24 protein-coding genes and 1 tRNA gene are annotated in these 24235 nt (G+C 64.5%); 5 read left to right on the forward strand and 20 right to left on the reverse strand.

The genetic code is table 11. The annotated features are described in order from the left end of the window. The first annotated feature begins 215 nt into the window (after positions 1–215). Positions 216–292, forward strand: a tRNA-Met gene (locus AC1RJW_RS00005). Between the two features lie 46 nt (positions 293–338). On the opposite strand, the gene AC1RJW_RS00010 is transcribed toward AC1RJW_RS00005, so the two are convergent. Then, on the reverse strand, positions 339–1139 hold the full coding sequence (locus AC1RJW_RS00010) for a helix-turn-helix transcriptional regulator (protein ID WP_493042422.1): 801 nt from the start codon (positions 1137–1139) through the stop codon (positions 339–341). Between the two features lie 110 nt (positions 1140–1249). Between AC1RJW_RS00010 and AC1RJW_RS00015 the strand changes: the two genes are divergently transcribed. After that, positions 1250–2446 carry an MFS transporter gene (locus AC1RJW_RS00015; protein WP_493042424.1) on the forward strand — a complete coding sequence of 399 codons (1197 nt, stop codon included), beginning with the start codon at positions 1250–1252 and terminating at the stop codon, positions 2444–2446. Here the strand turns inward: AC1RJW_RS00015 and AC1RJW_RS00020 are convergent. Next, positions 2443–4749 carry a xanthine dehydrogenase family protein molybdopterin-binding subunit gene (locus AC1RJW_RS00020; RefSeq protein ID WP_493042425.1) on the reverse strand — a complete coding sequence of 769 codons (2307 nt, stop codon included), beginning with the start codon at positions 4747–4749 and terminating at the stop codon, positions 2443–2445. The genes AC1RJW_RS00015 and AC1RJW_RS00020 overlap by 4 nt on opposite strands. Then, positions 4746–5222, reverse strand: a complete 477-nt coding sequence (locus AC1RJW_RS00025; RefSeq protein WP_230539730.1) for a (2Fe-2S)-binding protein — start codon at positions 5220–5222, stop codon at positions 4746–4748. The genes AC1RJW_RS00020 and AC1RJW_RS00025 overlap by 4 nt, the downstream gene beginning before the upstream one ends. Positions 5223–5373: 151 nt before the next feature. On the opposite strand from AC1RJW_RS00025, the gene mug reads away from it, so the two are divergent. After that, entirely contained in the window at positions 5374–5895 is a 522-nt protein-coding gene (mug, locus tag AC1RJW_RS00030; protein ID WP_493042427.1) for a G/U mismatch-specific DNA glycosylase, read from the forward strand. On the opposite strand, the gene AC1RJW_RS00035 is transcribed toward mug, so the two are convergent. Further along, entirely contained in the window at positions 5876–6790 is a 915-nt protein-coding gene (locus AC1RJW_RS00035; protein WP_493042428.1) for a LysR family transcriptional regulator, read from the reverse strand. The two genes, mug and AC1RJW_RS00035, sit on opposite strands and share 20 nt — an antisense overlap. A 138-nt stretch (positions 6791–6928) precedes the next feature. On the opposite strand from AC1RJW_RS00035, the gene AC1RJW_RS00040 reads away from it, so the two are divergent. Further along, positions 6929–8149: an MFS transporter gene (locus tag AC1RJW_RS00040; protein ID WP_493042429.1), complete on the forward strand. Its 1221-nt coding sequence runs from the start codon at positions 6929–6931 to the stop codon at positions 8147–8149. Positions 8150–8160: 11 nt separating this feature from the next. Here the strand turns inward: AC1RJW_RS00040 and AC1RJW_RS00045 are convergent, their stop codons facing one another. The 5 genes from AC1RJW_RS00045 to AC1RJW_RS00065 all read right to left on the reverse strand — a co-directional run bounded on the left by AC1RJW_RS00045 (position 8161) and on the right by AC1RJW_RS00065 (position 11907). After that, positions 8161–8946 (reverse strand): anti-sigma factor family protein, encoded by a 786-nt coding sequence (locus AC1RJW_RS00045; protein ID WP_493042431.1) that lies wholly within the window; start codon positions 8944–8946, stop codon positions 8161–8163. Further along, entirely contained in the window at positions 8943–9464 is a 522-nt protein-coding gene (locus tag AC1RJW_RS00050) for an RNA polymerase sigma factor (protein WP_493042434.1), read from the reverse strand. Before AC1RJW_RS00050 ends, AC1RJW_RS00045 begins: the two co-directional genes overlap by 4 nt. Positions 9465–9485: 21 nt before the next feature. After that, on the reverse strand, positions 9486–9857 hold the full coding sequence (locus AC1RJW_RS00055) for a COG4315 family predicted lipoprotein (protein ID WP_070289095.1): 372 nt from the start codon (positions 9855–9857) through the stop codon (positions 9486–9488). Between the two features lie 58 nt (positions 9858–9915). Beyond that, complete coding sequence (locus tag AC1RJW_RS00060) at positions 9916–10833, reverse strand: DNA-3-methyladenine glycosylase family protein (RefSeq protein WP_493042439.1); 918 nt, start codon at positions 10831–10833, stop codon at positions 9916–9918. Positions 10834–10899: 66 nt separating this feature from the next. Then, a complete protein-coding gene (locus AC1RJW_RS00065) occupies positions 10900–11907 on the reverse strand; it encodes an XdhC family protein (RefSeq protein ID WP_493042443.1) in 1008 nt (335 codons plus the stop codon). 100 nt (positions 11908–12007) lie between these two features. On the opposite strand from AC1RJW_RS00065, the gene AC1RJW_RS00070 reads away from it, so the two are divergent. Then, positions 12008–12148 carry a hypothetical protein gene (locus AC1RJW_RS00070; RefSeq protein ID WP_175444556.1) on the forward strand — a complete coding sequence of 47 codons (141 nt, stop codon included), beginning with the start codon at positions 12008–12010 and terminating at the stop codon, positions 12146–12148. A gap of 38 nt (positions 12149–12186) precedes the next feature. Here the strand turns inward: AC1RJW_RS00070 and AC1RJW_RS00075 are convergent, their stop codons facing one another. From AC1RJW_RS00075 to AC1RJW_RS00125, 11 genes are all read right to left on the reverse strand, one after another. Continuing rightward, positions 12187–13290, reverse strand: a complete 1104-nt coding sequence (locus tag AC1RJW_RS00075) for a M48 family metalloprotease (RefSeq protein ID WP_493042445.1) — start codon at positions 13288–13290, stop codon at positions 12187–12189. A gap of 12 nt (positions 13291–13302) precedes the next feature. Then, positions 13303–13752, reverse strand: coding sequence for a dUTP diphosphatase (dut, locus tag AC1RJW_RS00080; protein ID WP_436576012.1), 450 nt, complete (start codon positions 13750–13752; stop codon positions 13303–13305). A gap of 34 nt (positions 13753–13786) precedes the next feature. Next, positions 13787–15007 carry a bifunctional phosphopantothenoylcysteine decarboxylase/phosphopantothenate--cysteine ligase CoaBC gene (coaBC, locus tag AC1RJW_RS00085; protein ID WP_493042447.1) on the reverse strand — a complete coding sequence of 407 codons (1221 nt, stop codon included), beginning with the start codon at positions 15005–15007 and terminating at the stop codon, positions 13787–13789. 17 nt (positions 15008–15024) lie between these two features. Next, positions 15025–15534 (reverse strand): signal peptidase II, encoded by a 510-nt coding sequence (gene lspA / locus AC1RJW_RS00090; RefSeq protein WP_070224538.1) that lies wholly within the window; start codon positions 15532–15534, stop codon positions 15025–15027. Between the two features lie 195 nt (positions 15535–15729). After that, entirely contained in the window at positions 15730–18630 is a 2901-nt protein-coding gene (ileS, locus tag AC1RJW_RS00095) for an isoleucine--tRNA ligase (RefSeq protein ID WP_493042452.1), read from the reverse strand. A gap of 67 nt (positions 18631–18697) precedes the next feature. After that, positions 18698–19669, reverse strand: coding sequence for a bifunctional riboflavin kinase/FAD synthetase (locus AC1RJW_RS00100; RefSeq protein ID WP_493042455.1), 972 nt, complete (start codon positions 19667–19669; stop codon positions 18698–18700). A gap of 190 nt (positions 19670–19859) precedes the next feature. Then, entirely contained in the window at positions 19860–21071 is a 1212-nt protein-coding gene (locus AC1RJW_RS00105; protein ID WP_493042459.1) for a tetratricopeptide repeat protein, read from the reverse strand. Between the two features lie 78 nt (positions 21072–21149). Continuing rightward, positions 21150–21581, reverse strand: a complete 432-nt coding sequence (locus AC1RJW_RS00110; RefSeq protein WP_176741207.1) for an ExbD/TolR family protein — start codon at positions 21579–21581, stop codon at positions 21150–21152. A 105-nt stretch (positions 21582–21686) separates the two neighbouring features. Beyond that, the gene (locus AC1RJW_RS00115; protein ID WP_034754165.1) at positions 21687–22115 is read right to left on the reverse strand and encodes an ExbD/TolR family protein; all 429 of its coding nucleotides are present in this window, start codon (positions 22113–22115) and stop codon (positions 21687–21689) included. A 5-nt stretch (positions 22116–22120) separates the two neighbouring features. Then, positions 22121–23050, reverse strand: a complete 930-nt coding sequence (locus AC1RJW_RS00120; RefSeq protein WP_232251050.1) for a MotA/TolQ/ExbB proton channel family protein — start codon at positions 23048–23050, stop codon at positions 22121–22123. Between the two features lie 86 nt (positions 23051–23136). Next, on the reverse strand, positions 23137–23793 hold the full coding sequence (locus AC1RJW_RS00125) for an energy transducer TonB (RefSeq protein WP_034754161.1): 657 nt from the start codon (positions 23791–23793) through the stop codon (positions 23137–23139). Positions 23794–24235 lie beyond the last annotated feature (442 nt).

A 24235-nucleotide genomic window follows, 5' to 3' on the forward strand; every position in this document is an offset into this window, starting at 1 on the left:
GGGTGGAGCAGTCTGGCAGCTCGTCGGGCTCATAACCCGAAGGTCACAGGTTCAAATCCTGTCCCCGCAACCAATACCGGAAAGCCGCTGACTCTTGCAAAAGAGCAGCGGCTTTTTTCATGGCCAGCCAACGGCAAACACCGGCAGACGGGGCAGGCATGACATTGTCAAATCATGCCCTTTACGCCGCGCAACAATCTGGTATATAATTCGAGTGCGGGGTGGAGCAGTCTGGCAGCTCGTCGGGCTCATAACCCGAAGGTCACAGGTTCAAATCCTGTCCCCGCAACCAATTCGAAGCCGCTGGTTCCTCGCAAGAGGGCCGGCGGTTTTTTCGTTTACGGCGCGGTGTCTTCTGCCTGCTGGCGCGCATACACGACCAGCCGCAGGTGGCGGTCCGCATCGATGGTCAGCGAAGTGTGCTCATACGCGGCCTGCTCGCCATCGATTGTCAGGCGGCGCACGCCGGCGCACGGCGCATGCACGTCATGGCGGCGCCACCATAGCTTGAACTCGGGCGAGACCTTTTCCAGTTCTTCCACCAGCGCGTGGATATCCGCTTCCCGCGTGGCGCGCGCATAGTCGCGGCGAAAGCCCGACAGCATCAGCGGCGCCTGTTCTTCCCAGGCCGTGAAGCGCGAGCGCAGCAGCGGGTCGGTAAACAACAGCCACAGCAGGTTGCGGCGCGCCGGCACATGCGCGCCGAAGCCGAACAGGGCGTCCGCGTCCGCATTGAACGCCAGCACGTCCCAGCGCAGGTTGAGGACATAGGCCGGATGCGCCAGCTCGTGCATCAATCGGCGCACCGGCGGCGGCACCACGCAAAAGGTCTTGCCCTCTTCGGCTGGCGGACGCGCATGCGCCAGCAGGAACAGGTGGCGCCGCTCGCCCGCGTCCAGTTTCAGTACTTCGGCCAGCTTGTCGAGGAAGGCGCTCGAGACGCCGATGTCGCGCCCCTGTTCCAGCCAGGTGTACCAGGTCAGCCCCACGCCGGCCAGCGCCGCCACTTCTTCGCGGCGCAAGCCCGGCGTTCTGCGCCGCCCGCCGCCAGGCAAGCCCACGTCTTCCGGCGACAGCCGCGCGCGGCGCGCCTGCAGGTAGGCGGCCAGTTCGTGGCGGGTGCGGGCCAAAGTGCGCATGGTGCGGTCTTTCCGGTGAGCCTGTTGCTATCAGTAATAGCATAAACAGTTAAATTGTAATTGTTTATATTATATTCCAGAATGCCTGCTTTCTTCCCGAAAGCGTGCCCATGTCTGACTATTCTTCCTCCCGTGCCGCAGCGCCTGCCGATGCCGCGCTGCCTGTCACCGTCTACCTGATCGCCGTGGGCGCCTTCGCGCTGGGCATGGCGTCGTATGTGACGGCGGGCTTGATGCCGATGATCGCCGGCGCCTTTTCCGTGTCCCTGGCGATGGCGGCGCAGCTGGTGACGGCGTTCACCCTGGCCTATGGCCTCGGCTCGCCCCTGGCCGTGGCCTTGCTGCCGGCGCGCGCGCAGCGCTCCGGCCTGTTGACCGCCCTGGGCGTGTTCGTGCTGGCGAACGGGGCCAGCGCGCTGGCGCCCGATTTCAGCAGTTTGCTGGCCTGGCGGGCCGTTGCAGGCATCGGGGCGGGCGTTTACCTAGCGCTGGGCATTGCGGCGGCAGCGGGCGTGTCGGCGCCGCAGCAGCGGGGCAAGGCCATTGGCGCGATCATGGGCGGCATGGCGGGCGGCACGGTACTGGGCGTGCCATCGAGCCTGCTGCTGGCGCAGCAGCTGGGCTGGACGGCGGCCCTGTGGCTGGTCGCCCTCCTCGGTGCGCTGGCGCTGGCGGGCTTGCTGTGGAAGCTGCCCGCGCTGCCGGTGGCGCCGGCCATGTCGCTGCGCCGCAAGCTGGCCTTGCTGGCCGACGGGCAGGTATTGGCCATTCTGCTGGTATCGCTGCTGGCGGCCATCGCCAGCCTGGGCATGTACACGTTTATTGCGCCGCTGCTGGCATGGTCCGCGCAGGGGGCGCCGGTGTCCGCCACGCCCTTCCTGTGGGCCTGGGGCGTGGGCGGCATCGCGGGCAGCGTATTGGTCGGGCCATGGGCGGACAAGGTGGCGGCGCCGAAACTGAGCTGCTTCATCCTGCTGTTGCTGGCGCTGGCCTTGTGCGCGCTGCCGCTGGCGGCCGGCTGGTCGGCGTGGCTGATGCTGGCGCCCATCGTGCTGTGGGGCGCGGCCGGCTGGGCCCTGCAAGTGCCGCAGAACCAGCAACTGCTGGCCGTGCGCGCGCGGCAGGGCGATGGCAACCTGGCCATCGCCCTCAATGAATCGGCGCTGTACCTGGGCAGCGCCATCGGCGCCGCCGCAGGCGGGGTGCTGCTCCTGCTGGACTGGCCCATGTGGCTGCTGGCGGCCGGTGCCGCCCTGGTCGCCGCCGCCGCGCTGCTGCTGCAATTGCCCGCCGCGCGGCGTTCCTAGGCTTTTTTCGCCAGCTGCATGCCCACGGGCAGGGCGCGGATGCGCTTGCCCGTGGCGGCGAAGATGGCGTTGCACAGGGCCGGCGCGATGGGCGGCGTGGCCGGCTCGCCCACGCCGCCCAGCTCCATGTCCAGGGTGCCCGGCACCAGGTGCGTGTGGATCACGTGGGGGGCGTCGGCAGCGCGCAGCACGCTATAGTCGTGGAAATTGCTTTGCTCGACCCGGCCATTCTTAAAGCTGATCTCGCCGCTCATGGCCAGCGACAGGCCCATGATGCAGGCGCCCTCGATCTGCGAGCGCACGCGGTCCGGGTTGATCTGCGGGCCGCAATCCATGGCGATATCGACCCTGGGCACGATGACTTCGCCGGCCGCATTGATCTCCACTTCGATCACGGCCGCCACATAGGTGACGAAACTGTAGGCCACGGCCAGGCCCAGCCCCCGTCCCTTGGGCAGCTTGCGGCCCCAGCCCGCCTTGGCCGTCGCCAGTTCGATCACGTGGCGCATGCGGCCTATGTCGACCGGATACTTCGCCGGATCTTCGCCATAGTTCCAGCCATCGGACAGGTCGGCCGGATTGATCTTGCGCGCGGGGCCCAGCAGTGCCAGCAGGTAGTCGCGGTGGTCCTTCTTCGCCGCGTGGGCCAGTTCGGCCGTGAACGACTGGATGGCAAACGCGTGCGGGATGTTCGACACGGAGCGGAACCAGCCGATGCGCGTGTGGGCCGGCACTTCGGGCACCTCGACGCGGATGTTCGCAATGGCGAACGGCACGTTGATGGCCGACATGCCCAGCTCGAACGGCGCCTGCTTGTTCGCGCCGGCGGCAAAGGTCGAGGTGATGGTGGGCGCGGCCGTGCGGTGCAGCCAGGCCGTCGGCATGCCTTGCGCGTCCAGCGACGCTTCCAGCCGTTCGACGGACACCGTGTGCAGGTAGTCGTGCTGCAGATCGTCGTCGCGCGTCCACGTCAGCTTGACGGGCGCGCCATCCATGGATTGCGACAGCAGTGCCGCCTCGACGGCGAAATCGGGCTTCGATTTGCGCCCGAAGCCGCCGCCCAGCAGGGTCACGTGCACGGTCACGTTGTCATATGCCAGGCCCAGGGCCTTGGCCACGTTGCTGCGCGTCGCCTGCGGCGCCTGCACGCAGGCCCACACTTCGGCCTTGCCGCCGGCGATGCGCACGGTGGCGGCGGGCGGCTCCATGGTGGCGTGGGCCAGGTGGGGCAGATAGTATTCGGCACTGAGCTTGCGCGCGGCGGGAGCGGCGGCCAGGGTGGCTACCGTCTTGCCCTGGTCGCGCGCCGGGCTGGCCGGCTGGCGCACGGCCGCTTCCAGGGTCTTGCGGAAGGCTTTCGAGTCGTAATCGCCGTTCGGGCCGTCGTCCCATTCCAGCACCAGCGCTTCGCGGCCCTTGATGGCGGCCCAGGTATTTTTCGCGATGACGGCCACGCCGCCCAGCGGATTGAACATGGCCGGCGGCGGGCTGCCCGCCAGTTCGACGATGCGCAGCACGCCCGGCACTTTCAGGGCCGCCGTCTTGTCCACGCTTTTCAGCTTGCCGCCGAAGACGGGCGGACGGGCGATGACGGCATACGCCATGCCGTCGAGGCGCGTGTCGATGCCGAAGTGCGTATTGCCGGTGACGATGTCGTGCAGGTCGATGCCGCGCGTGCTGCTTTGGCCTATATAACGCAGCTCGCCCGCCGTTTTCAGGCTGATGCGCGCGCGCGGCGGCACCGGCAGCTTGGCCGCCTCTTCGGCCAGCGCGCCGAACGACAGCGAGCGTCCGCTGGCCGCATGCACGACCGTGTGGTTGACGGCCTTGACTTGCGTGACGGGCACGTCCCAGCGCACGGCGGCCGCCGTTTCCAGCATCAGGCGCGCCGTGGCGCCCACGTGGCGCATGGCGCGGAACGAGTGGCGCATGCTGCGCGAGCCGTCCGTATCCTGGCTGCCGTAGCGCGCCTCGTCGGCGGGCGCCTGCTGCACGCGCACCTGCGCCCAGTCGGCGCCCAGTTCGTCGGCCGCCACCATGGGCAGGCTGGTGCGGATGCCCTGTCCCATTTCCGAGCGGTGTACAACGATGGTGACGATGCCGTCGGCGGCGACCGACAGGAAGACCAGGGTGTCGTCGACCACACCGCCCGGCATCTTGTCGCCGCCGTATTTGACGGCGTCGGCCGCCATCACCAGGCCGGAAGGGCCGGCCACGAGGGTCAAACCGGCCAGCGCGCCGGCGGCCTTGAGCCAGTGGCGCCGCGCAGGCGAATGTGCGGCGGCAGTGTCATGGATGCTCATTTGGCCGCTCCTTTCGCGTGGATACTGGCCGATGCCTGCCTGATGGCCGCGTGGATGCGCGTGTAGGTGCCGCAGCGGCAGATATTGCCGCTCATCGCTTCGCGGATTTGCTGGTCGTTCGGTCTTGGCGTCTTGTGCAGCAGGGCCGTGGCCGACATGATCTGGCCGGCCTGGCAATAGCCGCATTGTGGCACGCCGTGTTCCTGCCAGGCTTGCTGTAGCGCAAAGCCGACCTTGTCTTCGCCCACCGCTTCGATGGTGGTGATCTTCTTGCCGGCGGCGGCCGAGACGGGCGTCACGCAGGAGCGGATCGCTTCGCCGTCGAGGTGCACGGTGCAGGCGCCGCACAGGGCCATGCCGCAGCCGAATTTGGTGCCGGTCATGCCCAGTTCGTCGCGCAGAGCCCACAGCAGGGGCGTGTCTTCAGGCAGTGCAAGGTCGTGCTGCTTGCCATTGATGGTCAGGGTCGTCATGTGTAGTCCTCGGAGTGGGGATGGTGCGGGGAAGCGCGACGGCCATCCGGCATATGGATGAGCGCATCAGTATGGGATGGTAGCACCAGCCGTCCTGCGCTGCATGGCGGAGGCCGGTGGCATACTGCGGCTTCCGATATTGGAGTTTTCCATGACATACATCACAGCGGTGCAAGGCTTGCCCGACATTCTCGCTCCCGGCTTGCAGGTGGTTTTTTGCGGCCTCAATCCCGGCGTGGACGCGGCGGCGGCCGGCCACCATTTTCTCGGCCGCGGCAACCGCTTCTGGCCCGTGCTGCACCTGGCCGGCTTCACGCCGCACCTGGTGGCGCCGCAGGACGATGCCAGCGTGCTCGGTTTCGGGCTGGGCCTGACGGCGGCCGTCGGGCGCCCGACCAGCCGCGCGGACCAGGTGGGGACGGACGAATTCGCGCAGGCGGCGGCCGGCCTGCAGCACAAACTGGCATTGATGCAGCCGCAGTGGATCGCCTTCCTGGGCAAGGCCGCCTACGCGGCGATGACGGGAAAACGCCAGCTGGAATGGGGCGAACAGCCCGAGCGCTTCGGCGGCGCGCGCGTGTGGATACTGCCCAATCCCAGTGGCCTCAATCGCGGCTATTCGAAGGAGCGGCTGGTCGACGCCTACGCGGAGCTCAGGCGCGCGCTGGGCTGACGTCCAGTTCCACCGCGCGCAACAGCGGCGTGACGAAATCGAGGAAGGCGCGCAATTTCAACGGCAGCGGCGCCTGCCCCTTGTGCAGCAGGCTGACTGGCAAGGGCGCCGCTTCGAACGGTGCGAGCACGATGCGCAGCGCATCGTCGCGCAGGGCATTCATGACCTGGTACGACAGCACGCGGATCACGCCCGCGTCCAGGGTGGCGGCGGCAATCGCCGCATCCACCGTATTGACGGCCAGTCGCGAATGCACGGGCACGGACTGCGTAGCCTTGCCCGTGCCGAAGACCCAGGCGCGCCGCGATTCCAGCACTTCGAAGCTGATGCAGGCATGGGTTGCCAGGTCGCCCGGCACCGCCGGCGTGCCATGCGTGGCCAGGTAGCCGGGACTGGCGCAGACGACCCGGCGCACCGTGCCGACCCGCGTCGCCATGAAGCTGCTGTCGGGCAGGTCGCCGATGCGCACGGCCACGTCGACCTGCTCGTCCATCAGGTGCAGCACGCGGTCGGTCAGCACGAGCTTGATCTCGATGTCCGGATAGTGGGCGAGGAACGCCGCCACCACGGGCACGATGTGCAGGCGTCCGAACACGACGGGCGCCGTAATCGTCAGCTCGCCCTTCGGCACCGCATATTCGCCCGTCGCCATGCGCTCCGCTTCGCCGATCTCTTCGAGGATGCGGCGGCACGCGGCCACGTAGGCGTGGCCGGCTTCCGTCAGCGACAACTGGCGCGTCGTGCGGTGCAGCAGGCGCGTGTTGAGGTGCGCTTCCAGCGCCGCCACCTTGCGGCTGACGTTCGCCAGCGGCATGCCGAGATGGCGCGCGGCGGCCGACAGGCTGCCCGCGTCCACCACCGCCAGCAAGATGCTCATGGATTCCAGCCTATCCATCGATTGTTTTCATGTGCAGCCTATCAAATTTTGGAAGAATCATTCTCAATCTTATGGGATTCTCTTTATGGGTGCAAGTACGTAAGCTGGAGTCCTTCGCCGCGGCATGTTGCCGCGGTAACTTGAAAGGACAGCGCCATGCGCCCCACCCCGACTCTCCCGCCCGATGCGCACACCGTGGCCGCCCCGCCGCGCGGCAAGATCCTCATGATGGCGGTGATCGCCGGCGCGGTGATCACCAATATTTATTGCACCCAACCTATCCTGCCCCTGATCCAGTCCGGCCTCGGCGTCGACCTGGCGGCCGTCAACCTGGTCGCCGGCGCGGCGCTGCTGGGCTTTGCCACGGGCCTGGCGCTGCTCCTGCCGCTGGGCGACCGCTACGACCGGCGCACCCTGGTGCTGGGGCAGATTGCGCTGGCCTTCGTTTGCGCCCTGACGGCCGCGCTGGCGCCCGGCATCTGGGCGCTGATCGGGGCCTCGTTTGGCCTGGGCATCGTCAGCTGCGTGCCGCAGCAACTGGTGCCGCTGGCCGCGAGCATGTCGCCGCCCGGCGAGCGCGGCAGCTCTGTCGGGACGGTGGTCAGCGGCATCATGGTGGGCATCCTGCTGGGGCGCACGGTGGCCGGCGTGGTGGGCGAAGCCTGGGGCTGGCGCGCCGTGTATGCCATGGAAGCGGCATTCATGCTGCCCGTGTGGCTCGCGGCGGCAGCCTTGCTGCCACGGGGGAAACTCGGCACGGGCCTGTCTTACGCGCGCCTGCTGGCGTCGCTGTGGCCACTGGCGCGCGACCATCGCCCCCTGCGCGAATCGATGCTGATCCAGGCGCTGCTGTGGGCGTGCTTCAATGCGTTCTGGGTCAATCTGGCGGCGTTGCTGGCCAACGGCCCATGGCACCTGGGCAGTGCCTGGGCCGGCGCCTTCGGCATCATCGGCGCGGCCGGCGCGCTGGCGGCCACCTTGGGCGGCAGGGCCGCCGACAGACTCGGCGCGCGCACGGTCATTGGCCTGAGCATCGGCATCGTGACGCTGTCCTACCTGCTGCTGGCGGGCGCCGCCTCGTCGCTGTTCTTGCTGGTGATCGGCGTCATCGTGCTCGATATCGGCGTGCAGGCTGCCCTGGTGGCCAACCAGACGCGCGCCTTTGCCGTCGATCCCGCCGCCCAGGGGCGCATCAACAGCCTGTACATGACGGCCACCTTTATCGGCGGCGCCGCCGGCGTGGCGGCCAGCGGCTGGCTGATGCAGCGTTACGGCTGGACGGGCGTGGCGGTGTTCGGCATCGCACTGGGCCTGCTGGCGGGCTGGATCCACCTGGCCGGTGCACGCGCACTACGGCGCGCGCCGGTGCTGCCGTAAGGGCTCGCCTTTTAGCGCGGCTGCTCCAGCTGTGCATACACGGCGCCGGCGATCTTGCCCAGCTCCTGCTTGGACAGGCTCGCCGAGAGGGCATAACCGAGCTGGCCATCGATCCAGTAAAACACGCTCAAGTCCTTTTCCTGCGTGTAGCGGAAGGCCGTTTCCTGCCTGCCGGCCCGCTCTTTCGCCACGTACAGGGTCAGGCGCTGGCCTTTGCCATCTTCATACATGAATTGCGCCACGGGGCCGTCGCCGTCGCCGGGCAGCAGGCGCCCGCCGATCAGGTGATAGCCGAGCGGCGACAGCGCGGGCGGCTGCAATTTGCTGCCCAGGCGTTTCGACAGCCATTGCACCAGGTGCGCCTCCTGTTCTACCCCCACCTCGACGGGGTGGCGCACTTCGGGCGTGTAGACGGCATGGGCGATGGCGGCGCTGCGCGCCAGGGAGACCGGGCTGGCGCTGGCGGTCGTGCTGTCGCCGCCGCGCAGCAGCCAGCCGCCCGCGCCGCCCGCGATGAGCAGCACGATGGCCGCTGCCGCCTGCATGGCGGGGCGCTGCCAGGCGCCGTTCGCCGCCGGCGGGGCCGCCGCCTGCAGCAGCGCCGGGGGGATGGCTTCGTCCAGCACGGGATCGAACAGGGCGCGCAATTGCCGGTTCTGCTCGCGCCACGCATCGACCCTGGCGGCGTCGCCGGGATGCGCGTGCAGGTGGGCGTCGACGGCCGCGCGCTGGCCTTCGGGCAGGATGCCGTCGGCCAGGGCGTGCAATTGCGCTTCGCTGATGGCTTGCGTTGTCATTTCACGACTTTCAGGGTGGGTGGGCCGCTGCCCTGGCTGCCGGCAGGGCTGCCATCGAGCAGGGTGCGCAGCTTGTCGCGCCCGCGCGACAGGCGCGACATGACGGTGCCGACGGGGATGTCGAGGGTGGCCGCCACCTGCTCGTAAGGCATCTGTTCGAGCGCGACGAGCAGGATGACTTCGCGCTGTCCCAGCGGCAAACGTGCCAGCGCCGCATCCATTTCGCCGATGGCGATGGCTTGCCCCGGCGCGCGCTCCGGCGCGGGCAGCACGGTATCGTCATCGAGCTCCTGCAGCGCCAGGCCGGGGCGGCGCAGCTGGTCCACGTGCAGGTTATGCATGATGGAGAACAGCCAGGGCCGCATCTCGCCGACGCGCTGGTCCAGCTTGCGCCACGCCCGTTCCACGGTGTCCTGCACCAGGTCGTCCGCGTGCAGGGCGCCCGCCAGCGCGCGCGCATAGCGGCGCAGGCCGGGCAGGCACGCCTGCAGCTGGCGGCTATCCTTTTGCGTGGTCATCGTGGCGGCGGGCAGGGCTGCTTACGGCTTGACGACGTGCCACACGTTCTTGAAATTGTCGCCGGCCACATCGCCCGGCTTCTTGTCTTCCTTGTACAGGTACAGGGGTTTGCCCTTGTAGGTCAGCTGCATGGCGCCGTTGTCTTCGCGCTTGATGCTGCCATACGGGGCGGCGGGGGCCGCGTCGGTGGCGATGACGGCGGGCCAGGCCACCAGGCAGCCGCCGCTGCAGGCGCTCTTGCCGCTGTCGGCGACATCCTTGTCGAACACGTACACGGTCATGCCGCTGGCGTTGACCAGCATGCCGTTGGCGGGCATGACGTCGGCGGCGAAGGCCAGGGGGGCGGACAAGGCGGTGAAAAGGGCGGTGGCGGCAAAAGTAGTAAAGCGCATGATGGTCTCCTTGAGGTTTTGGGGGGCTTGCAAGGGATAGACGCCTGCCGCCCGCCGTTTATTCCCGCTCGTTTGAAATATTTTTTGCCGGCGCATGCAGGCTGGCCCACAGGTGGGCGGCCGCCATGGTGCGGTGCGGCGCATACTGGCGCAGCCATTGTTCCGTGCGCGCCATGTCCGGTTTCGTTTCTTCGCCGAGCAGCTTTTGCAGGGCGGCGCGGATCGCCACGTCGCCGTGCAGCGAGCAGTCGGCATAGCCGTAGCCGCGCAGCAGCGCGTAATTGACGGTCCACGGGCCGATGCCCTTGACGGCCAGCAGCGCCTGCGAAATGGCCGCCACGTCGCCGGAAGGGGGCAGTTCCAGCGACAGCGCTCCCTCGTCGACCAGGCGCGCCAGGCGCAGCACGGTTTCCGCCTTGGCGCGCGAGAATTTGCGGCTGGTCAAATCCTCGATCTCCAGCCGCGCCACGTCGCGCGCCTCCGGGTAGCACCACAAGCCGCTGCCATGCCGGCGTCCCGCCTGCAGAATAAACGTGCGGCGCAGGGAAATGGCGAACGACAGGTTGATCTGCTGGCCGATGATGGCCCAGGTCAGCGCCTCGAACGGGCTGGCCGATTGCACGATGCGCAAGCCCGGGTTGACGCGGATCAAGGGCGCCAGCAGCGGGTCGGCGGCGGCCATCCGGGCGAAAGGCTGCGGGTCGATGCGCAGGCCGAGGATGTTGAGCAGGGCGCCGTGCAGCGCCGTTTGCAGAGCGTCACTGGCGCTGCCGTCGATCTCGGCGCGGCAGACGGCCGTATCGTCCGTGAAGGCCACGTCCAGCACCACGGGCACGCCGGCAAGCAGGATGCCCTTGCGCAGGCCTGTCGGCGTGACTTGTTCCGCGACGGCTTCCCCGTCGCGGCTGTGAAAGGCGATGACGTCGTCGCGGCGGTAGCCGGCGGGCAGGGGGAGGGTCCAGTGCAGCAGGGTCATGGTGGCCAAAATCAGTGAAGGTAGCAGGGGCGCGCCGCCGGCGCACCGCGTTTCTTGCTGCGGCCCTTAGCGGGCGCAGATATCGGTGGTGGGCGGGCTCAGGGCCGCCGCGTGCTGGATCTGCAGCGCGTCGGGCACGCCATTTTTCACGGCCGTCAGCTCGGCCAGGATGGAAATGGCGATTTCGGCCGGTGTCTTGCTGCCGATGTACAGGCCGATGGGGCCATGCAGGCGCGCCAGCTGTTCCGCGCTGACGTCGAACTGCAGCAGCCGTTCGCGGCGTTTGGCATTGTTGGCGCGCGAACCGATGGCGCCGACGTAGAAAGCGGGGGATTTGAGCGCTTCCATCAGGGCCAGGTCGTCGAGCTTGGGGTCGTGCGTGAGGGCGACGACGGCGCTGCGGCTGTCGAGCTTTAATTCCAGCACCAGGTCGTCGGGCATGGCGTGCAGCAGGGGCACGCCGGGCACGTTCCAGCCGCCCCGGTATTCCTCGCGCGGGTCGCAGACGATGACGTGGTAATCCATGGCCGTGGCGATCTGCGCCACGAAGCGCGACAGCTGGCTGGCGCCGATGATCAGCAATCGCCAGCGGGGGCCGTGCTGCGTGGTGAGCACCGCATCATTCAGGGCCAGCACGGCGCCCGGCGCGGCGCGCTGCAGGGTGACGGCGCCAGTGCGCAGGTCGAGCCGGCGTTCGACCAGTTCATGCGCTTCCAGGCGCGCCAGCAGTTCGGCCACCTTGCTGTCCGCGTGCAGCGGCTCGATCGCCAGTTCGATGGTGCCGCCGCAGGGCAGGCCGAAGCGGTGCGCCTCGTCGGCGCTGATGCCGTAGCTGACGATTTCCGGCAAGGTGCGCACGATGCCGTGCACGCGCACGGTGTCGATCAAGTCATCCTCGATGCAGCCGCCGGAGACGGAGCCGACCACCGTGCCGTCGTCGCAGATGGCCAGGGTGGCGCCCACGGGGCGGGGGCTGGAGCCCCAGGTCTTGATGACGGTGACGAGTTCGCAGCGGTGCCCGGCGGCAAGCCAGGCGGCGCTGGTTTTCAGAACTTCAAGGTCAATGCTGTCCATGGGGCGCGGGAGTTACATGCCGTATGTTTGCGGCAAAGTATGGAATATTTTTCAATATTGTGGCTATACTACCCTCTCCAACAGCCTGCGGAGAGTTTTCATGTCGAACGACCAAAAGACGCAAGATGACGGCATCCCCAAGTTTGGCAAACTGCTCATCGCCCTGTTCCTGGCGGTGGTATTTTGCGGTGCCCTGACCTGGATCATGGGCACCTACTTCCCGAACTTCCCCGGCGCCTGAGCAAACCTGGTTTTATCAGGCGCCTCCCTTTGTCAGGATTAAGGCTTGAGCGGCTTCTTTGCCGCCTGCTTGGCGCGTACGTCCGTCACGGCGCGGTTGATGGCCGCCATGCGCGAATTGGTACCCGGGTGCAGGGCCGTGTAGCCGTTGGCGACCGTGGCCGGCACTTGCGTGGCCAGACGCTGCCAGAAGCGGGCCGCGTTGTCGACGTTGTAGCCGGCGCGCGCCAGCAGGTAGATGGCCAGGGTGTCGGCTTGCACGTCGAGTTCCTGCGGCATGGCCTTGATGCCGGCGGCGCCCGTCAGCATCGACACGTCGGGCTGCACGGCGCCCAGGCTGTCGATGATGCTGCCGGCCGTACCCGCCGTGCGCTGGCTGCGCGCGTGGTCGAGGATGTTGTGCGCCATTTCGCGGGCGATGACGAAGGCGATGCCTTCGTCATTTTGCGCCGCATTGACCATGCCGCGCGTGAGCATGATGCGCGCGCCGTCCGAATACGCGTTGATATTGTCCGCATTGCCCAGGGCGACGCGGAAGGCGCAGGCGCGCGTGACGGGAATTTTGAGGTCCTGCTGCTGGCCGTCGCGGGCGATGGTCATGTTCAGGCTGGCGCTTTTCGAGGCCAGCGGGCCGACGATGGCGCCGAACGGGCCTTCCGCTTTCGGGCCTGCCGGCAGCGGCTTGCCTTCGGCGGCCAGCAAGCCGTCGCCCTTGCGCAAGCCGGCGCGCGCGGCGCCGCTGCCCGGCAAGACGCCGGAGACCTGCATCTGTTCGCCGTAGCCGAGCGCCGCCTGCGCCGCGTCCGCATAGATGCCGGGGTAGGAATATTTGTTCTGCGCCGTGAAACCCAGCAGGTTGCGCGCGTACGACTTGCACAGGTCCGCATTGTTGATCAGCAGGGGCGCCGAGACTTTCGACAGGCGGTCCTGCAGCGCCACCATCTTCACCAGCTCTTCCTGCGCCGCCTTTTGCTGCGCCGTCGGCGCGGGCGCATCGGGCGCCGGCACGACGTTGAACGGGCCGCTGACATGCGGCGCCGGCGTGGTGCAGCCGGCCAGAATGGCCGCGCCGGCCAGCAGGAGGGGAGTGGCCAATCGGCGCAGCGAAGTCTGGGCTGGGATCAGATGGCGGAAACCTGGCATAAGTGTCAATCCTTAATGTTTGCCGGTGCTGCCGAAACCGCCAACACCGCGTTCGCTGTCGCCGAATTCCTCGACGACGTTAAAGCCCACTTGCAGCACCGGCACGATAATCAGTTGCGCCAGGCGTTCCATGGGGTTGAGCGTGAAGGCGCTCTGGCCCCGGTTCCAGGTCGATACCATCAGCTGGCCCTGGTAATCGGAGTCGATTAAGCCTACCAGATTCCCCAATACGATGCCGTTTTTGTGGCCCATGCCGCTGCGCGGCAAAATCATGGCCGCATACGAGGGGTCGCCGATGTGGATGGCCAGGCCGGTCGGAATGAGCACGGTCTGGCCGGCTTCGATGGTGATGGCCTCGGCTATGCAGGCGCGCAGGTCGAGTCCCGCGCTGCCCGGGGTGGCGTAGGCCGGCAGCAGTTCTTGCATGCGGGCGTCGAGGATCTTGATGTCGATATTTTTCATTAATCTAACTAACTAAGCTAAGTCGTATAAAGGGTTACTTGAGCAGCGAATTCCTGGCGATCCGCTTCGAGATTTCCGAAATCAGCTGGCGCGCCAGGTTCAGTTTCGAGGCGCGCGGCAGCACGGTATGGCCTTCTTCATCGAACAGGATGATGGTGTTGTCGTCCTGGCCGAAGGTGTTCTGGCCGATATTGCCCACCAGCAATGGAATGCCTTTTTTCTCGCGCTTGGTCGAGCCGAATTCCACCAGGTTTTCCGATTCGGCGGCAAAGCCCACGCAGTACGGATAGCCGGCCAGGTTGGTGCGCGCCGCCACGGTGGCCAGGATGTCGGGGTTTTGCACGAACTGCAGTTCGGGCACGGAGCCGTCGGCCTGCTTTTTCATCTTCTGTTCGCTGGCGTTGGCCACGCGCCAGTCTGCCACGGCGGCCACGGCGACGAAGACATGCTGGCCGTCGACGTGGGCCAATACCGCATCATGCATCTGCTGCGCGCTTTGCACGTCGATGCGGCGTACGCCGAACGGCGCGTCCAGGGCCGTCGGGCCGGAAATGAGCAGCACCTCGGCGCCCGCCTCGCGCGCCGCGCGCGCCACCGCATAGCCCATCTTGCCCGAGGACAGATTGGTGATGCCCCGCACGGGGTCGATGGCCTCGAACGTGGGGCCGGCAGTGACCAGCACGCGCTTGCCCGCCAGGACTTTCGGCTGGAAGGCGGCGATCAGTTCCGTCAAGAGCTGTTCCGGTTCCAGCATGCGGCCCAGGCCAACTTCGCCGCAGGCCTGTTCGCCGGCGGCCGGGCCGAACAGGGTGATGCCGTCGTCGCGCAGCTGCTGCACATTGCGCTGCGTGGCGGGGTTCTGCCACATTTCCACGTTCATGGCCGGCGCCACGAGCAGGGGCAGGTGGGAGGGACGGGCCAGGCACAGGGTCGACAGCAGGTCGTCGCACACGCCATGGGCGAGTTTACGCAGAAAATCGGCCGAGCACGGCGCGATCAGGATGGCGTCCGCTTGGCGCGTCAAATCGATGTGCGCCATGTTGTTGGCTATGCGGGCATCCCACTGGCTCGTGTGCACGGGGTGGCCGGACAGCGCCTGCATGGTCACGGCCGTGATGAAGTGGCTGGCCGCATCCGTCATGACCACCTGTACCGAGGCGCCCGCCTTCGTCAGCGCGCGGCACAGTTCCGCAGCCTTGTAGCAGGCGACGCCGCCCGAAAGTCCCAGGACGATTTTTTTGCCGGACAGTTCCATGCCGTTCTCCTGCTTGTCTATTTGTTTACCCGGCGCAGTTCATCGATGATGAACAGGGCCGCGCCGATGCAGATGGCGCTGTCGGCGATATTGAAAGCGGGGAAATGGCCCCAGCTTTTCCAGTGGAAGTCGAGGAAATCGACCACGTGGCCGTACACCAGGCGGTCGATGGCATTGCCCAGCGCGCCGCCGAGGATCAGCGCCAGGGCCCAGCAGAACATGCGCTGGCCGGCGTGCTTTTTCAGCAGATAAATGATGTAGATGGCAGCCGCCAGGGCGATGCCGGTGAAGAAATAGCGCTGCCAGCCGCCCTGGTCGGACAGGAAGCTGAACGCGGCGCCCTTGTTATACGCCAGCACCAGGTTGAAATACGAGGTGATGACCATTTCCTGCGCATAGCGGAAGGTCTTCAGGATCGTGATCTTGGTGATCTGGTCGAACAGGATGACGATGGCGGCGATGCCCAGCCAGGGCACGAGCGACGCCGAGGATGACGATTTCGATGAAAAACGGTTTTTAGTGGCCATATTTTTCCAGGGAAGATAAAGCCGCCGCCTGGCAGCAGGCGGCGGTTGGACTCATAGCATACAACGACGGGCAAAATCGTAGCGAGCGGCAGCGAGGCTCGGCGCCCCCGTTGGCCCGAGACGCACAGCTGTACTTTAGTACAGCGAGCATCGCAGGCCGCAAATCGCGACGCGCAGTAGATTTTGACGACGTTGTTAGGCGAAGCGGCGTTTCTCGCCCGCGCCAAACAGGTTGCTGACGCAGCGGCCGCACAGGGTAGCATGCGCGGCGTCCGTGCCCACGTCCGCACGGTAGTGCCAGCAGCGCTCGCACTTCGGCGCCGTCGACGCGGCCACGACCACTTCCTCGGCCGCTTCGTCTGCCACTTCGGCCACGCTGGCCTGCGATGTGATGAAGACGAATTTCAAGTCGTCGCCCAGGGTGGTCAACAGCTTGTACTTCATCGGCGCGGCCTTGATCGTCAGTTCCGCCTGCAGCGAGGAACCGATGGCGCCCGAGGTGCGCAAGTCTTCCAGCTGTTTCGTGACGTCCGTGCGCACGGCGCGCAGGGCCGTGTATTTCTCCAGCAGGGCCGCCGCGTCCGACACTTCCGGCAGCTGCCACCAGGTTTGCGTGAAGATGGTTTCATCGCTGGCGGCATACGCCTCCGCGCCGGCGAACACTGCCCACGCTTCTTCTGCCGTAAACGACAGGGCCGGGGCCATCAGGCGCAGCAGGCTTTGCGTGATGTGCCACAGGGCCGTTTGCGCCGAACGGCGCGCGTGCGACGTCAAGCCCGAGGTGTACAGACGGTCCTTCAGGATGTCCAGGTAGAAGCCGCCCAGGTCTTCCGAGCAGTACGTCTGCAGCTTCGACACGACCGGATGGAACTCGTAGCGCGCATAGTTGTTCTCGATCTGCTGCTGCAGCGATGCCATGTTGGCCAGCGCATAGCGGTCGATTTCGAACATCTCCGCCACCGGTACGGCGTCCGTGGCCGGATTGAAGTCCGAGGTGTTCGCCAGCAGGAAGCGCAGGGTGTTGCGGATACGGCGGTACGATTCCGTCACGCGTTTCAGGATTTCGTCGGAGATCGACAGCTCGCCCGTGTAGTCGGTCGAAGCGATCCACAGGCGCAGGATGTCCGCGCCCAGGGTGTCCGAGATCTTTTGCGGCGCCAGCGTGTTGCCCAGCGACTTAGACATCTTCTTGCCTTCGCCATCGACCGTGAAGCCGTGCGTCAGCAGGGCCTTGTATGGCGGACGGCCGTTCAGCATCGACGACACGAGCAGCGACGAGTGGAACCAGCCGCGATGCTGGTCCGAGCCTTCCAGGTACAGATCGGCCGGGAACTGCAGCTGCGTCGAGTGCGAACCGTGCGCCTGCGGGCCGCCCAGCACCGTCTGGTGCGTGGCGCCGGAATCGAACCACACGTCCAGCGTGTCCTTGTTCTTGGCGTAGATGGCCGCTTCGTCGCCGATCAGGTCTTTCAGATCCAGCGCTTGCCATGCCTCGATGCCGTCCTTTTCGATCAGCTTGGCCACTTGCTCCAGCAGTTCCGGCGTGCGCGGATGCAGGTCGCCCGTTTCCTTGTGCACGATGAAGGCCATCGGCACGCCCCACTGGCGCTGGCGCGACAGGGTCCAGTCGGGACGGTTGGCGATCATGCCGTGCAGGCGCGCCTGGCCCCAGTCCGGGAAGAACTCGGTATCGGCGATGCCTTGCAAGGCCGTCTCGCGCAGGGTCGCGCCGCCGTCCTTCGGCGTCACGTCCATGCCGGCGAACCACTGCGACGTGGCGCGGTAGATGATCGGCGTCTTATGACGCCAACAATGCATGTAACTGTGGTCGAACATCTTGACTTCGAACAAGGCTCCTGCTTCTTTCAGGGCATTGCAGATCGGTTTCGACGCTTCCCAGATGGTCATGCCGCCAAACAGGGGCAGGGTCGAGGCGAACTTGCCGTCGCCCATGACGGGCTTGATGAAGTCGTCGTCCTTCATGCCGTGCGCCTTGCACGAGATGAAGTCGTCCAGGCCGTAGGCGGGTGCCGAGTGCACCACGCCCGTGCCGCTTTCCGTGGTCACGTATTCGGCCAGGTACAACGGCGACAAACGGTCGTAGAACGCATCGCTTGCATGCAGCGGGTGGCGGAAGCTGATGCCGGCCAGGGCCGCGCCGTCGCAGGTGGCAATCGTCGTGCCATCGAGCTTGAAGCGCGCCAGGCTGGCCACGACCAGGTCTTGCGCCAGGATCAGCAGCAATGGCTGGCCATCGCGCTCGGTCTTCACCAGCGAATATTTCACTTCCGGGTGCACGTTCAGCGCCTGGTTCGACGGGATGGTCCACGGCGTGGTGGTCCAGATGACGATGAAACCGTTATCCGTCGGCAGGGCAGGCAAGCCAAAGGCGGCCGCCAGCTTTTCCGGCTCGGCGAACTTGAACCCGACGTCGATGGCGGGATCGCGTTTTTCCGCGTATTCCACTTCCGCCTCGGCCAGGGCCGACTGGCAGTCGAAGCACCAGTTGACGGGCTTCAGGCCGCGGTAGACATAGCCTTTTTCCAGCAGCTTGCCCAGCGCGCGCAACTCGTCGGCTTCATTGCCGTGCGCCATGGTCAGGTAGGGGTTGTCCCACTCGCCCAGCACGCCCAGGCGAATAAAATCCTTCTTCTGGCGCTCGACCTGCACGTTGGCGTAGGCGCGGGCCTTTTCCAGCACTTCGGCCGTCGGCAGGTTCTTGCCGTGCAGTTTTTCGATCTGGATCTCGATCGGCATGCCGTGGCAATCCCAGCCCGGCACGTACGGCGCGTCGAAGCCGGCCAGCGAGCGCGACTTGACGACCATGTCCTTCAGGATCTTGTTGACGGCGTGGCCCAGGTGGATGTCGCCATTCGCGTACGGCGGGCCGTCATGCAGGATGAATTTCGGACGGCCGGCGGCAGCCTTGCGCACGCGCTCGTAAATCTTCTTGTCTTGCCATTGTTGCACCCACTGCGGCTCGCGCTTGGCCATGTCGCCGCGCATCGGGAATGGGGTTTCCGTCATGTTGACCGGGTATTTGCTTTCAGGCTTCTTGTTTTGCTTGGGCGTGGCTGGCTTGTTTTGATCGGACATAATCTTCTTTAATGATATTGAATGGTTTGCGGCGGCAGGGGCCGCCAGGCGGCGGAGTTGGCCGGCGTCAAATTCGGTCGGTGGCGGTAATGGCGCCGCTGCGCTGTTCGAACCAGGCGCGCGCCTGGTTCGAGTCGCGCTCGATGGCGGCCGTCAGGGTGGGCAAGTCGTCGTACTTTTCTTCGTCGCGCAGCTTTTGCAGGAATTCCACGCGGACCAGCTTGCCGTAGCAGGATTGATTGAAATCAAACAGATGCACTTCCAGCAAGACGCGGCCGCTGTCGTCGACGGTAGGACGCACGCCCAGGCTGGCCACGGCCGGCAGCGGTACTGGTCCCAGGCCGTGCACTTGCACGATGAAGATGCCGGACAGGGCGGGGCGGTGCGCCACGCGCAGGTTCAGGGTGGGAAAACCGAGTGTCCGGCCCAGCTTCTGGCCGTGGATCACGTGGCCGGAAATGGCGTACGGATGGCCGAGCAGCTGCGTGGCCAGCGGGAAATCGCCGGCGGCCAGCGCCAGGCGCACGGCCGACGAGGAGATGCGCGTGCTGCCATTCATGACGGTGGGCAGTGTTTCTACATGGAAACCATATTGGCGGCCCGCTTCCTGCAGCATGGCCACATCGCCGGCGCGCCGGGCGCCATAGCAGAAGTCGTCGCCGACCATCAGCCATTTCACGTGCAAGCCGTCGACGAGGACTTTTTCCGTGAATTCCTGCGGCGTCAGGGCGGCGAACTGGGCGCTGAAGTGCTCGACCACGACCCGGTCGATGCCGGCGTCGTCCAGCGACTGCAGCTTGTCGCGCAGGTTGGCGATGCGCTGCGGCGCCTTCGACAGGTCGCCCGCGCGCTGCGCGAAGAACTCGCGCGGGTGCGGTTCGAACGTCATCACGGCCGCTTCGATGCCGAGTTCGGTGGCAGCTTCGCGCACGCGCGCCAGCAAGGCCTGATGGCCGATGTGGACACCGTCAAAATTGCCGATGGTCAGAGCGCAAGGCGCTCGTGCCTGGGCATTGGGAAGTCCGCGGAATACCTTCATAGGAATCTGATGAAAAACTGTGCCAAAAGGGGGATTATACGGACTGTTTCAGGGATGCACACCCGGCAGGGCGGGCACAGGGGCAATTTCCCTGCTGAAATGATAAAAAGCGTTGCCGGCAAGGGTGCTGGCAACGCTTTTGGTGGTGGGCACTCGACTAGCTGCCCGACAATATCCTGGGGATATTATCTTATTTATTCATCAAGGCCCAGTAGCGGGCCAGGTCAGCCGCGCCATCCGTGCCCTTGACGGCTTTCAGCGCCGTCGATGCGTTGGCTTTCTTGCCGGCGTGGATGTAGGCGATGCCCAGGTGCAGCTTGGCTTCTTCCGGATACTTGGCGGTGCCCAGTTTCACGGCGTCATTCATCAAGCCCAGGCCCTTGTCGGCCTGGCCATCGTAGACCAGGGCGAAGCCCAGCTTGCTCAAGCTGTCGGCGTCCTTGTTCTTGACGTATTCCGCTTCCGACTTGGCGGCATTGGCCTTCAGGTCAGCCTGGGTCTTCAGGGCCAGGTCTTTCAGGCGCTGGTGACGGGGCGCATCGGCGCCGGTACCCAGCACGCCTTTTTTGTAGCCCTGCTCGATGATGCTCAACGCTTCGCCAGGATTGCCTGCTTGCAAGGCCAGCTGGCTGATTTCCATGTATTCGGATGGCTTGCTGAACAGGCCGTTGGCCAGGCGCAGGCGCTGGACGTCCAGGCCCAGGCGTTGCGAGAAGCCAGGCTTGCCCGAGACGCGGTTCAGCAGGTCGGCCCAGTAGCTGGTCTTCGGATAGCTGCCGGCCAGTTTTTCCAGGGTGGCAACATAGCCGGCCTTGTCGTTTTGCTTCAACTGGATGTTGGCCAGCATTTGCAGGCTCGCTTCCGAGTTGCCGCCGCGCGCTTGCAGTTCTTTCGCCGCTTCGGCGTAGTTGCCGCTGACGTAGTAGGTCTGGATCAGCAGTTCGCGCATCTGTGGATCTTCGCGGTCTTTCAGCGAACGTTTGATCCAGGTGATGGTGTTCGGCCAGTCCTTGGCGCGGTAGTACATGCCTGCCAGCGCTTGCGTGAATTTGGGGGCTTCGGCGGCGCTCAGGCGGCCGGAATTGATGACGGCTTCGAAAGCCTTGATGGCAGTGCCGTTATCGCCGGCGGCGGCGGCAGCCGAGGCGCGCACGCGCTCGATCTGGTAGCTTTCAAAGGCGGTCTTGCCGCCGACGCTGTCAGCTTCGCGCAGCTTGGCCAGCGCTTCCTTGTTTTTGCCGCTGCTAGCGAGTTTTTGCGCTTCTTGCAGTGGCTTGCCCACTTCGGCACGCACGGTGTCCGCGGCGTATGCCAGCGAGCCCAGGCCGATTACGGGAGTTGCTGCGGTAAAACCGATAGCGGCCATGACGAGGCCGAGATGAGCGAGACGAAACTTGGACATAAGAAAGTCTTTCAGTAAAAAGCGAATAGGCAGGAAGTCCTGCCTATTCGGATGTAAAGAGAACCTGATTGCTGCAGCTTACTGGAATTGCTCGTTGCCGACCAGACCGATTTTGGTCACGCCCAGACGCTGCGCCGACGCCATCACACCGGCGACGACTTTATATTCCACCAGCTTGTTCGGACGCAGATGCACTTCCGGCTGGTCTGCTTGCGCAGCAACGTTGCTCAGCTTGGCTTCCAGCGAAGCGCGGTCAGGAACGACCTGATTGTCCCACAAGATCGTACCGTCAAAATCGACATCGATCGTGACGACCACTGGTTCGGTTGTCGGTGGCGGCGGGGTGCCGACCGGCATGTTCAAGTTCACCGAGTGGTTTTGCTTAGGAATCGTGATGATCAACATGATAATCAGCACCAGCATCACGTCGATGAGGGGCGTCATGTTCAGTTCCATCATTGGTTCCGGATCCGCGCCTGGAGCGCTTCCCGAACCGACATTCATACTCATAGTGTTTCCTTTAAGAAGTCCAACGAAGCACCGGGCGAAACTGCCGCCCGGTCAGCTTCCGGCAGTGGCGCGCCCTTGTTGCCGGGGCGCCGCTGCCAGTTGCTATCAGCCCTTGTCAGGTGGTTCGGTGATGAAGCCGACCTTCTGGATCCCGGCACGTTGGGTCGTGTAAATAACCCGGCCGATCGATTCGTAGCGTGTTTCTTGGTCGCCACGAACGTGTACTTCCGGCTGCGGTACTTTCACTGCTTCAACTTTCAGATAATCGAACAGTTCGCTCGTATCTTTCAGTTTCTTCTGGCCCAGATAAATCTCGCCATCCTTGTTGACAACGATGTTGACGTTTTCTGGCTTGCTTTGAAGGGCTTGGTTGGCCTCGATCGGCAGATCGATTTTCTGCAATTTGAGGACAACCGGACTGGTGATCAAGAAAATGATCAGCAAAACCAACATGATGTCGACGAGCGGCGTCGTGTTGATTTCTGACATTACTTGATCTTCATCTCCGCTGTCGGAGCCGACGGACATCGACATGATTCTTATCCGATCTTTTTAGCGCCGGCAGCACGGCCAGCTTCGCTGGTCGACATTGCGCCGGAGATCAGTACCGAGTGAACGTCGGCGCTGAACGAGCGTACGTCTTCCATTGCGGTTTTGTTACGACGCACCAGCCAGTTGTAACCCAGAACGGCAGGAACGGCGACCAGCAGACCGAAAGCGGTCATGATCAGTGCTTCACCAACTGGACCTGCAACTTTGTCGATCGACGCGTTACCGGTCATGCCGATGTTGGTCAGCGCGCCGTAAATACCCCAAACGGTACCGAACAGACCGATAAACGGTGCGGTCGAACCAACGGTTGCCAGGAACGACAGGCCATCTTGCAGACGCGATTGAACTTTGTCCGAAGCGCGCTGGATCGACATCGTCACCCAGGTCGACAGGTCGATTTGTTCCAGCAGGGCGCCGTCATGGTGAGCCGTTGCCTTGGTGCCCGATTCCGCGATGAAGCGGAATGGCGAACCTTCGGTCAGGGTTGCCGAACCAGCAGCGATCGAAGGCGCTTTCCAGAATTTGGCAGCGGTTTCTTTAGCTTGCTTGAAGATCTTCATTTGATCCATCAGCTTGGTGATGATGATGTACCAGCTGCCGATCGACATGATGGCCAGGATGATCAGGGTGGCGCGTGGCACGAAGCCGCCGTCCCACACTGCTTGCAGGCCGAACGGGTTGTGGACTTCTTCGGTTTTGGCTGGAGCGGCTGCGTCAGCGGCTGGAGCTGCTGCGTCTGCTGCTGGAGCGGCGGCATCTGCGGCAACTGGTGCTGGTGCAGCGTCTGCCGCAGGAGCCGAAGCGGCAGCCGATGCTGGCGCGTCAGCGAATGCCGGAGCTGCTACCAGAGCGGTAGTAGCGGTAACGGACAACAGAACCGCGGCAAAAAATGCGGACAAACGGGTATTCTTAAACATGCTTCCTCCAAAATTAAAAATAACAGATCGCTGAACGTAATGACAACGAAATCATAGTGTGAGACAGGGGATAACTGCCTCGGGTTTTAATCCAGCGACCAAACGTATTGCATTTGCTGCCAGCCTTGTTCCGGCTTGCCGTCAACTGTTGCCGGCTTAAATGTACAGCGGCTGATACCTTGCACCGCAGCTTTGTCCAGGTCTCTGAAGCCGCTGGACTTCACGATCTTCGAATCAGCGACCTTGCCGTCTACACCGATCAGGAACGACAGTGTCACCACACCGGTTTCCTCATTGCGCTGCGACGACTTTGGATAAGCCGGCTTTTCGCAGACACTGAAGTCAACCACGGCCGGCGTACGCACCGATTTGGCTGGTCCAGGAGTTGGCGCAGGCTGTGCAGGCGGTGCTGGCGGTGCCAATACATTCGTGGCTGGCTTCACAGCAGTCGTATTTGCAATCACGTTTTGCTGTGGCGGCGGCTGCTGCACGTTCACCTCGACTGGCGGAATGAATGGCGGCGGTGGCGCCTTCATTTCTGGCGGCGGTGGTGGCGGTGGAAGATCCTTCGGTGGAGGCGGTTTGACTTCCTCGATAATCTTGGTTTCAACCGGTTCCATCATTTTGGTGACCAACCGCTTGCCCAAGCCCGTCACGATCCCGTAAGCCGCGAGAACGTGCAGCAGGACAACGATAGTGATGCCTGTGTAGTTCTTGGGACTTTTCTCGTTCGAAAAATTCATGCCTGCTTTCTCCAAATACCATCTCTTGTCTTGCAACTGAACCCCAAAATGACGACACAAAGCTCCAGCCGTATCCGGGACGTCGCCGAATTATACATACGAATTCTTTATTTTACACAGATTTTTAACGCCTAAAACCGGTTAAATTTTTGGCGCTTTTGCGCCCTGAAAACGTACTTGCTTATGTCATCTTTGCACGCTTTCGGACAGAAAAAAAGGCGGTCTTATCGGTTTTTTACAGCCGTTTTGGGCTACCACTGCTAAGTTCTCCGATGTGCCCATATGGCGGAATTATATTTCGTGATATTCAATATGGAAACCGCTAAATTTGGAGGAAAATCTTTCTTTTTGGAAATGTTTTGGCTCGGAACCAGACCACTTAGCGGCCCGCGCGCACCAAACGGGTGCGGAACGCACTTTATCCAGGTCAAAAAAGGCGGTC

This window comes from Janthinobacterium sp. GW822-FHT07A03, from assembly GCF_058798815.1.

Excerpts from the sequence above, each read along its gene's own strand:
- AC1RJW_RS00010 (WP_493042422.1), bottom strand. The coding sequence starts at position 1,139 with ATGCGCACTTTGGCCCGCACCCGCCACGAACTGGCCGCCTACCTGCAG.
- AC1RJW_RS00015 (WP_493042424.1), top strand. The coding sequence starts at position 1,250 with ATGTCTGACTATTCTTCCTCCCGTGCCGCAGCGCCTGCCGATGCCGCG.
- AC1RJW_RS00020 (WP_493042425.1), bottom strand. The coding sequence starts at position 4,749 with ATGAGCATCCATGACACTGCCGCCGCACATTCGCCTGCGCGGCGCCAC.
- AC1RJW_RS00025 (WP_230539730.1), bottom strand. The coding sequence starts at position 5,222 with ATGACGACCCTGACCATCAATGGCAAGCAGCACGACCTTGCACTGCCT.
- mug (WP_493042427.1), top strand. The coding sequence starts at position 5,374 with ATGACATACATCACAGCGGTGCAAGGCTTGCCCGACATTCTCGCTCCC.
- AC1RJW_RS00035 (WP_493042428.1), bottom strand. The coding sequence starts at position 6,790 with ATGGATAGGCTGGAATCCATGAGCATCTTGCTGGCGGTGGTGGACGCG.
- AC1RJW_RS00040 (WP_493042429.1), top strand. The coding sequence starts at position 6,929 with ATGCGCCCCACCCCGACTCTCCCGCCCGATGCGCACACCGTGGCCGCC.
- AC1RJW_RS00045 (WP_493042431.1), bottom strand. The coding sequence starts at position 8,946 with ATGACAACGCAAGCCATCAGCGAAGCGCAATTGCACGCCCTGGCCGAC.
- AC1RJW_RS00050 (WP_493042434.1), bottom strand. The coding sequence starts at position 9,464 with ATGACCACGCAAAAGGATAGCCGCCAGCTGCAGGCGTGCCTGCCCGGC.
- AC1RJW_RS00055 (WP_070289095.1), bottom strand. The coding sequence starts at position 9,857 with ATGCGCTTTACTACTTTTGCCGCCACCGCCCTTTTCACCGCCTTGTCC.
- AC1RJW_RS00060 (WP_493042439.1), bottom strand. The coding sequence starts at position 10,833 with ATGACCCTGCTGCACTGGACCCTCCCCCTGCCCGCCGGCTACCGCCGC.
- AC1RJW_RS00065 (WP_493042443.1), bottom strand. The coding sequence starts at position 11,907 with ATGGACAGCATTGACCTTGAAGTTCTGAAAACCAGCGCCGCCTGGCTT.
- AC1RJW_RS00070 (WP_175444556.1), top strand. The coding sequence starts at position 12,008 with ATGTCGAACGACCAAAAGACGCAAGATGACGGCATCCCCAAGTTTGGC.
- AC1RJW_RS00075 (WP_493042445.1), bottom strand. The coding sequence starts at position 13,290 with ATGCCAGGTTTCCGCCATCTGATCCCAGCCCAGACTTCGCTGCGCCGA.
- dut (WP_436576012.1), bottom strand. The coding sequence starts at position 13,752 with ATGAAAAATATCGACATCAAGATCCTCGACGCCCGCATGCAAGAACTG.
- coaBC (WP_493042447.1), bottom strand. The coding sequence starts at position 15,007 with ATGGAACTGTCCGGCAAAAAAATCGTCCTGGGACTTTCGGGCGGCGTC.
- lspA (WP_070224538.1), bottom strand. The coding sequence starts at position 15,534 with ATGGCCACTAAAAACCGTTTTTCATCGAAATCGTCATCCTCGGCGTCG.
- ileS (WP_493042452.1), bottom strand. The coding sequence starts at position 18,630 with ATGTCCGATCAAAACAAGCCAGCCACGCCCAAGCAAAACAAGAAGCCT.
- AC1RJW_RS00100 (WP_493042455.1), bottom strand. The coding sequence starts at position 19,669 with ATGAAGGTATTCCGCGGACTTCCCAATGCCCAGGCACGAGCGCCTTGC.
- AC1RJW_RS00105 (WP_493042459.1), bottom strand. The coding sequence starts at position 21,071 with ATGTCCAAGTTTCGTCTCGCTCATCTCGGCCTCGTCATGGCCGCTATC.
- AC1RJW_RS00110 (WP_176741207.1), bottom strand. The coding sequence starts at position 21,581 with ATGAGTATGAATGTCGGTTCGGGAAGCGCTCCAGGCGCGGATCCGGAA.
- AC1RJW_RS00115 (WP_034754165.1), bottom strand. The coding sequence starts at position 22,115 with ATGTCGATGTCCGTCGGCTCCGACAGCGGAGATGAAGATCAAGTAATG.
- AC1RJW_RS00120 (WP_232251050.1), bottom strand. The coding sequence starts at position 23,050 with ATGTTTAAGAATACCCGTTTGTCCGCATTTTTTGCCGCGGTTCTGTTG.
- AC1RJW_RS00125 (WP_034754161.1), bottom strand. The coding sequence starts at position 23,793 with ATGAATTTTTCGAACGAGAAAAGTCCCAAGAACTACACAGGCATCACT.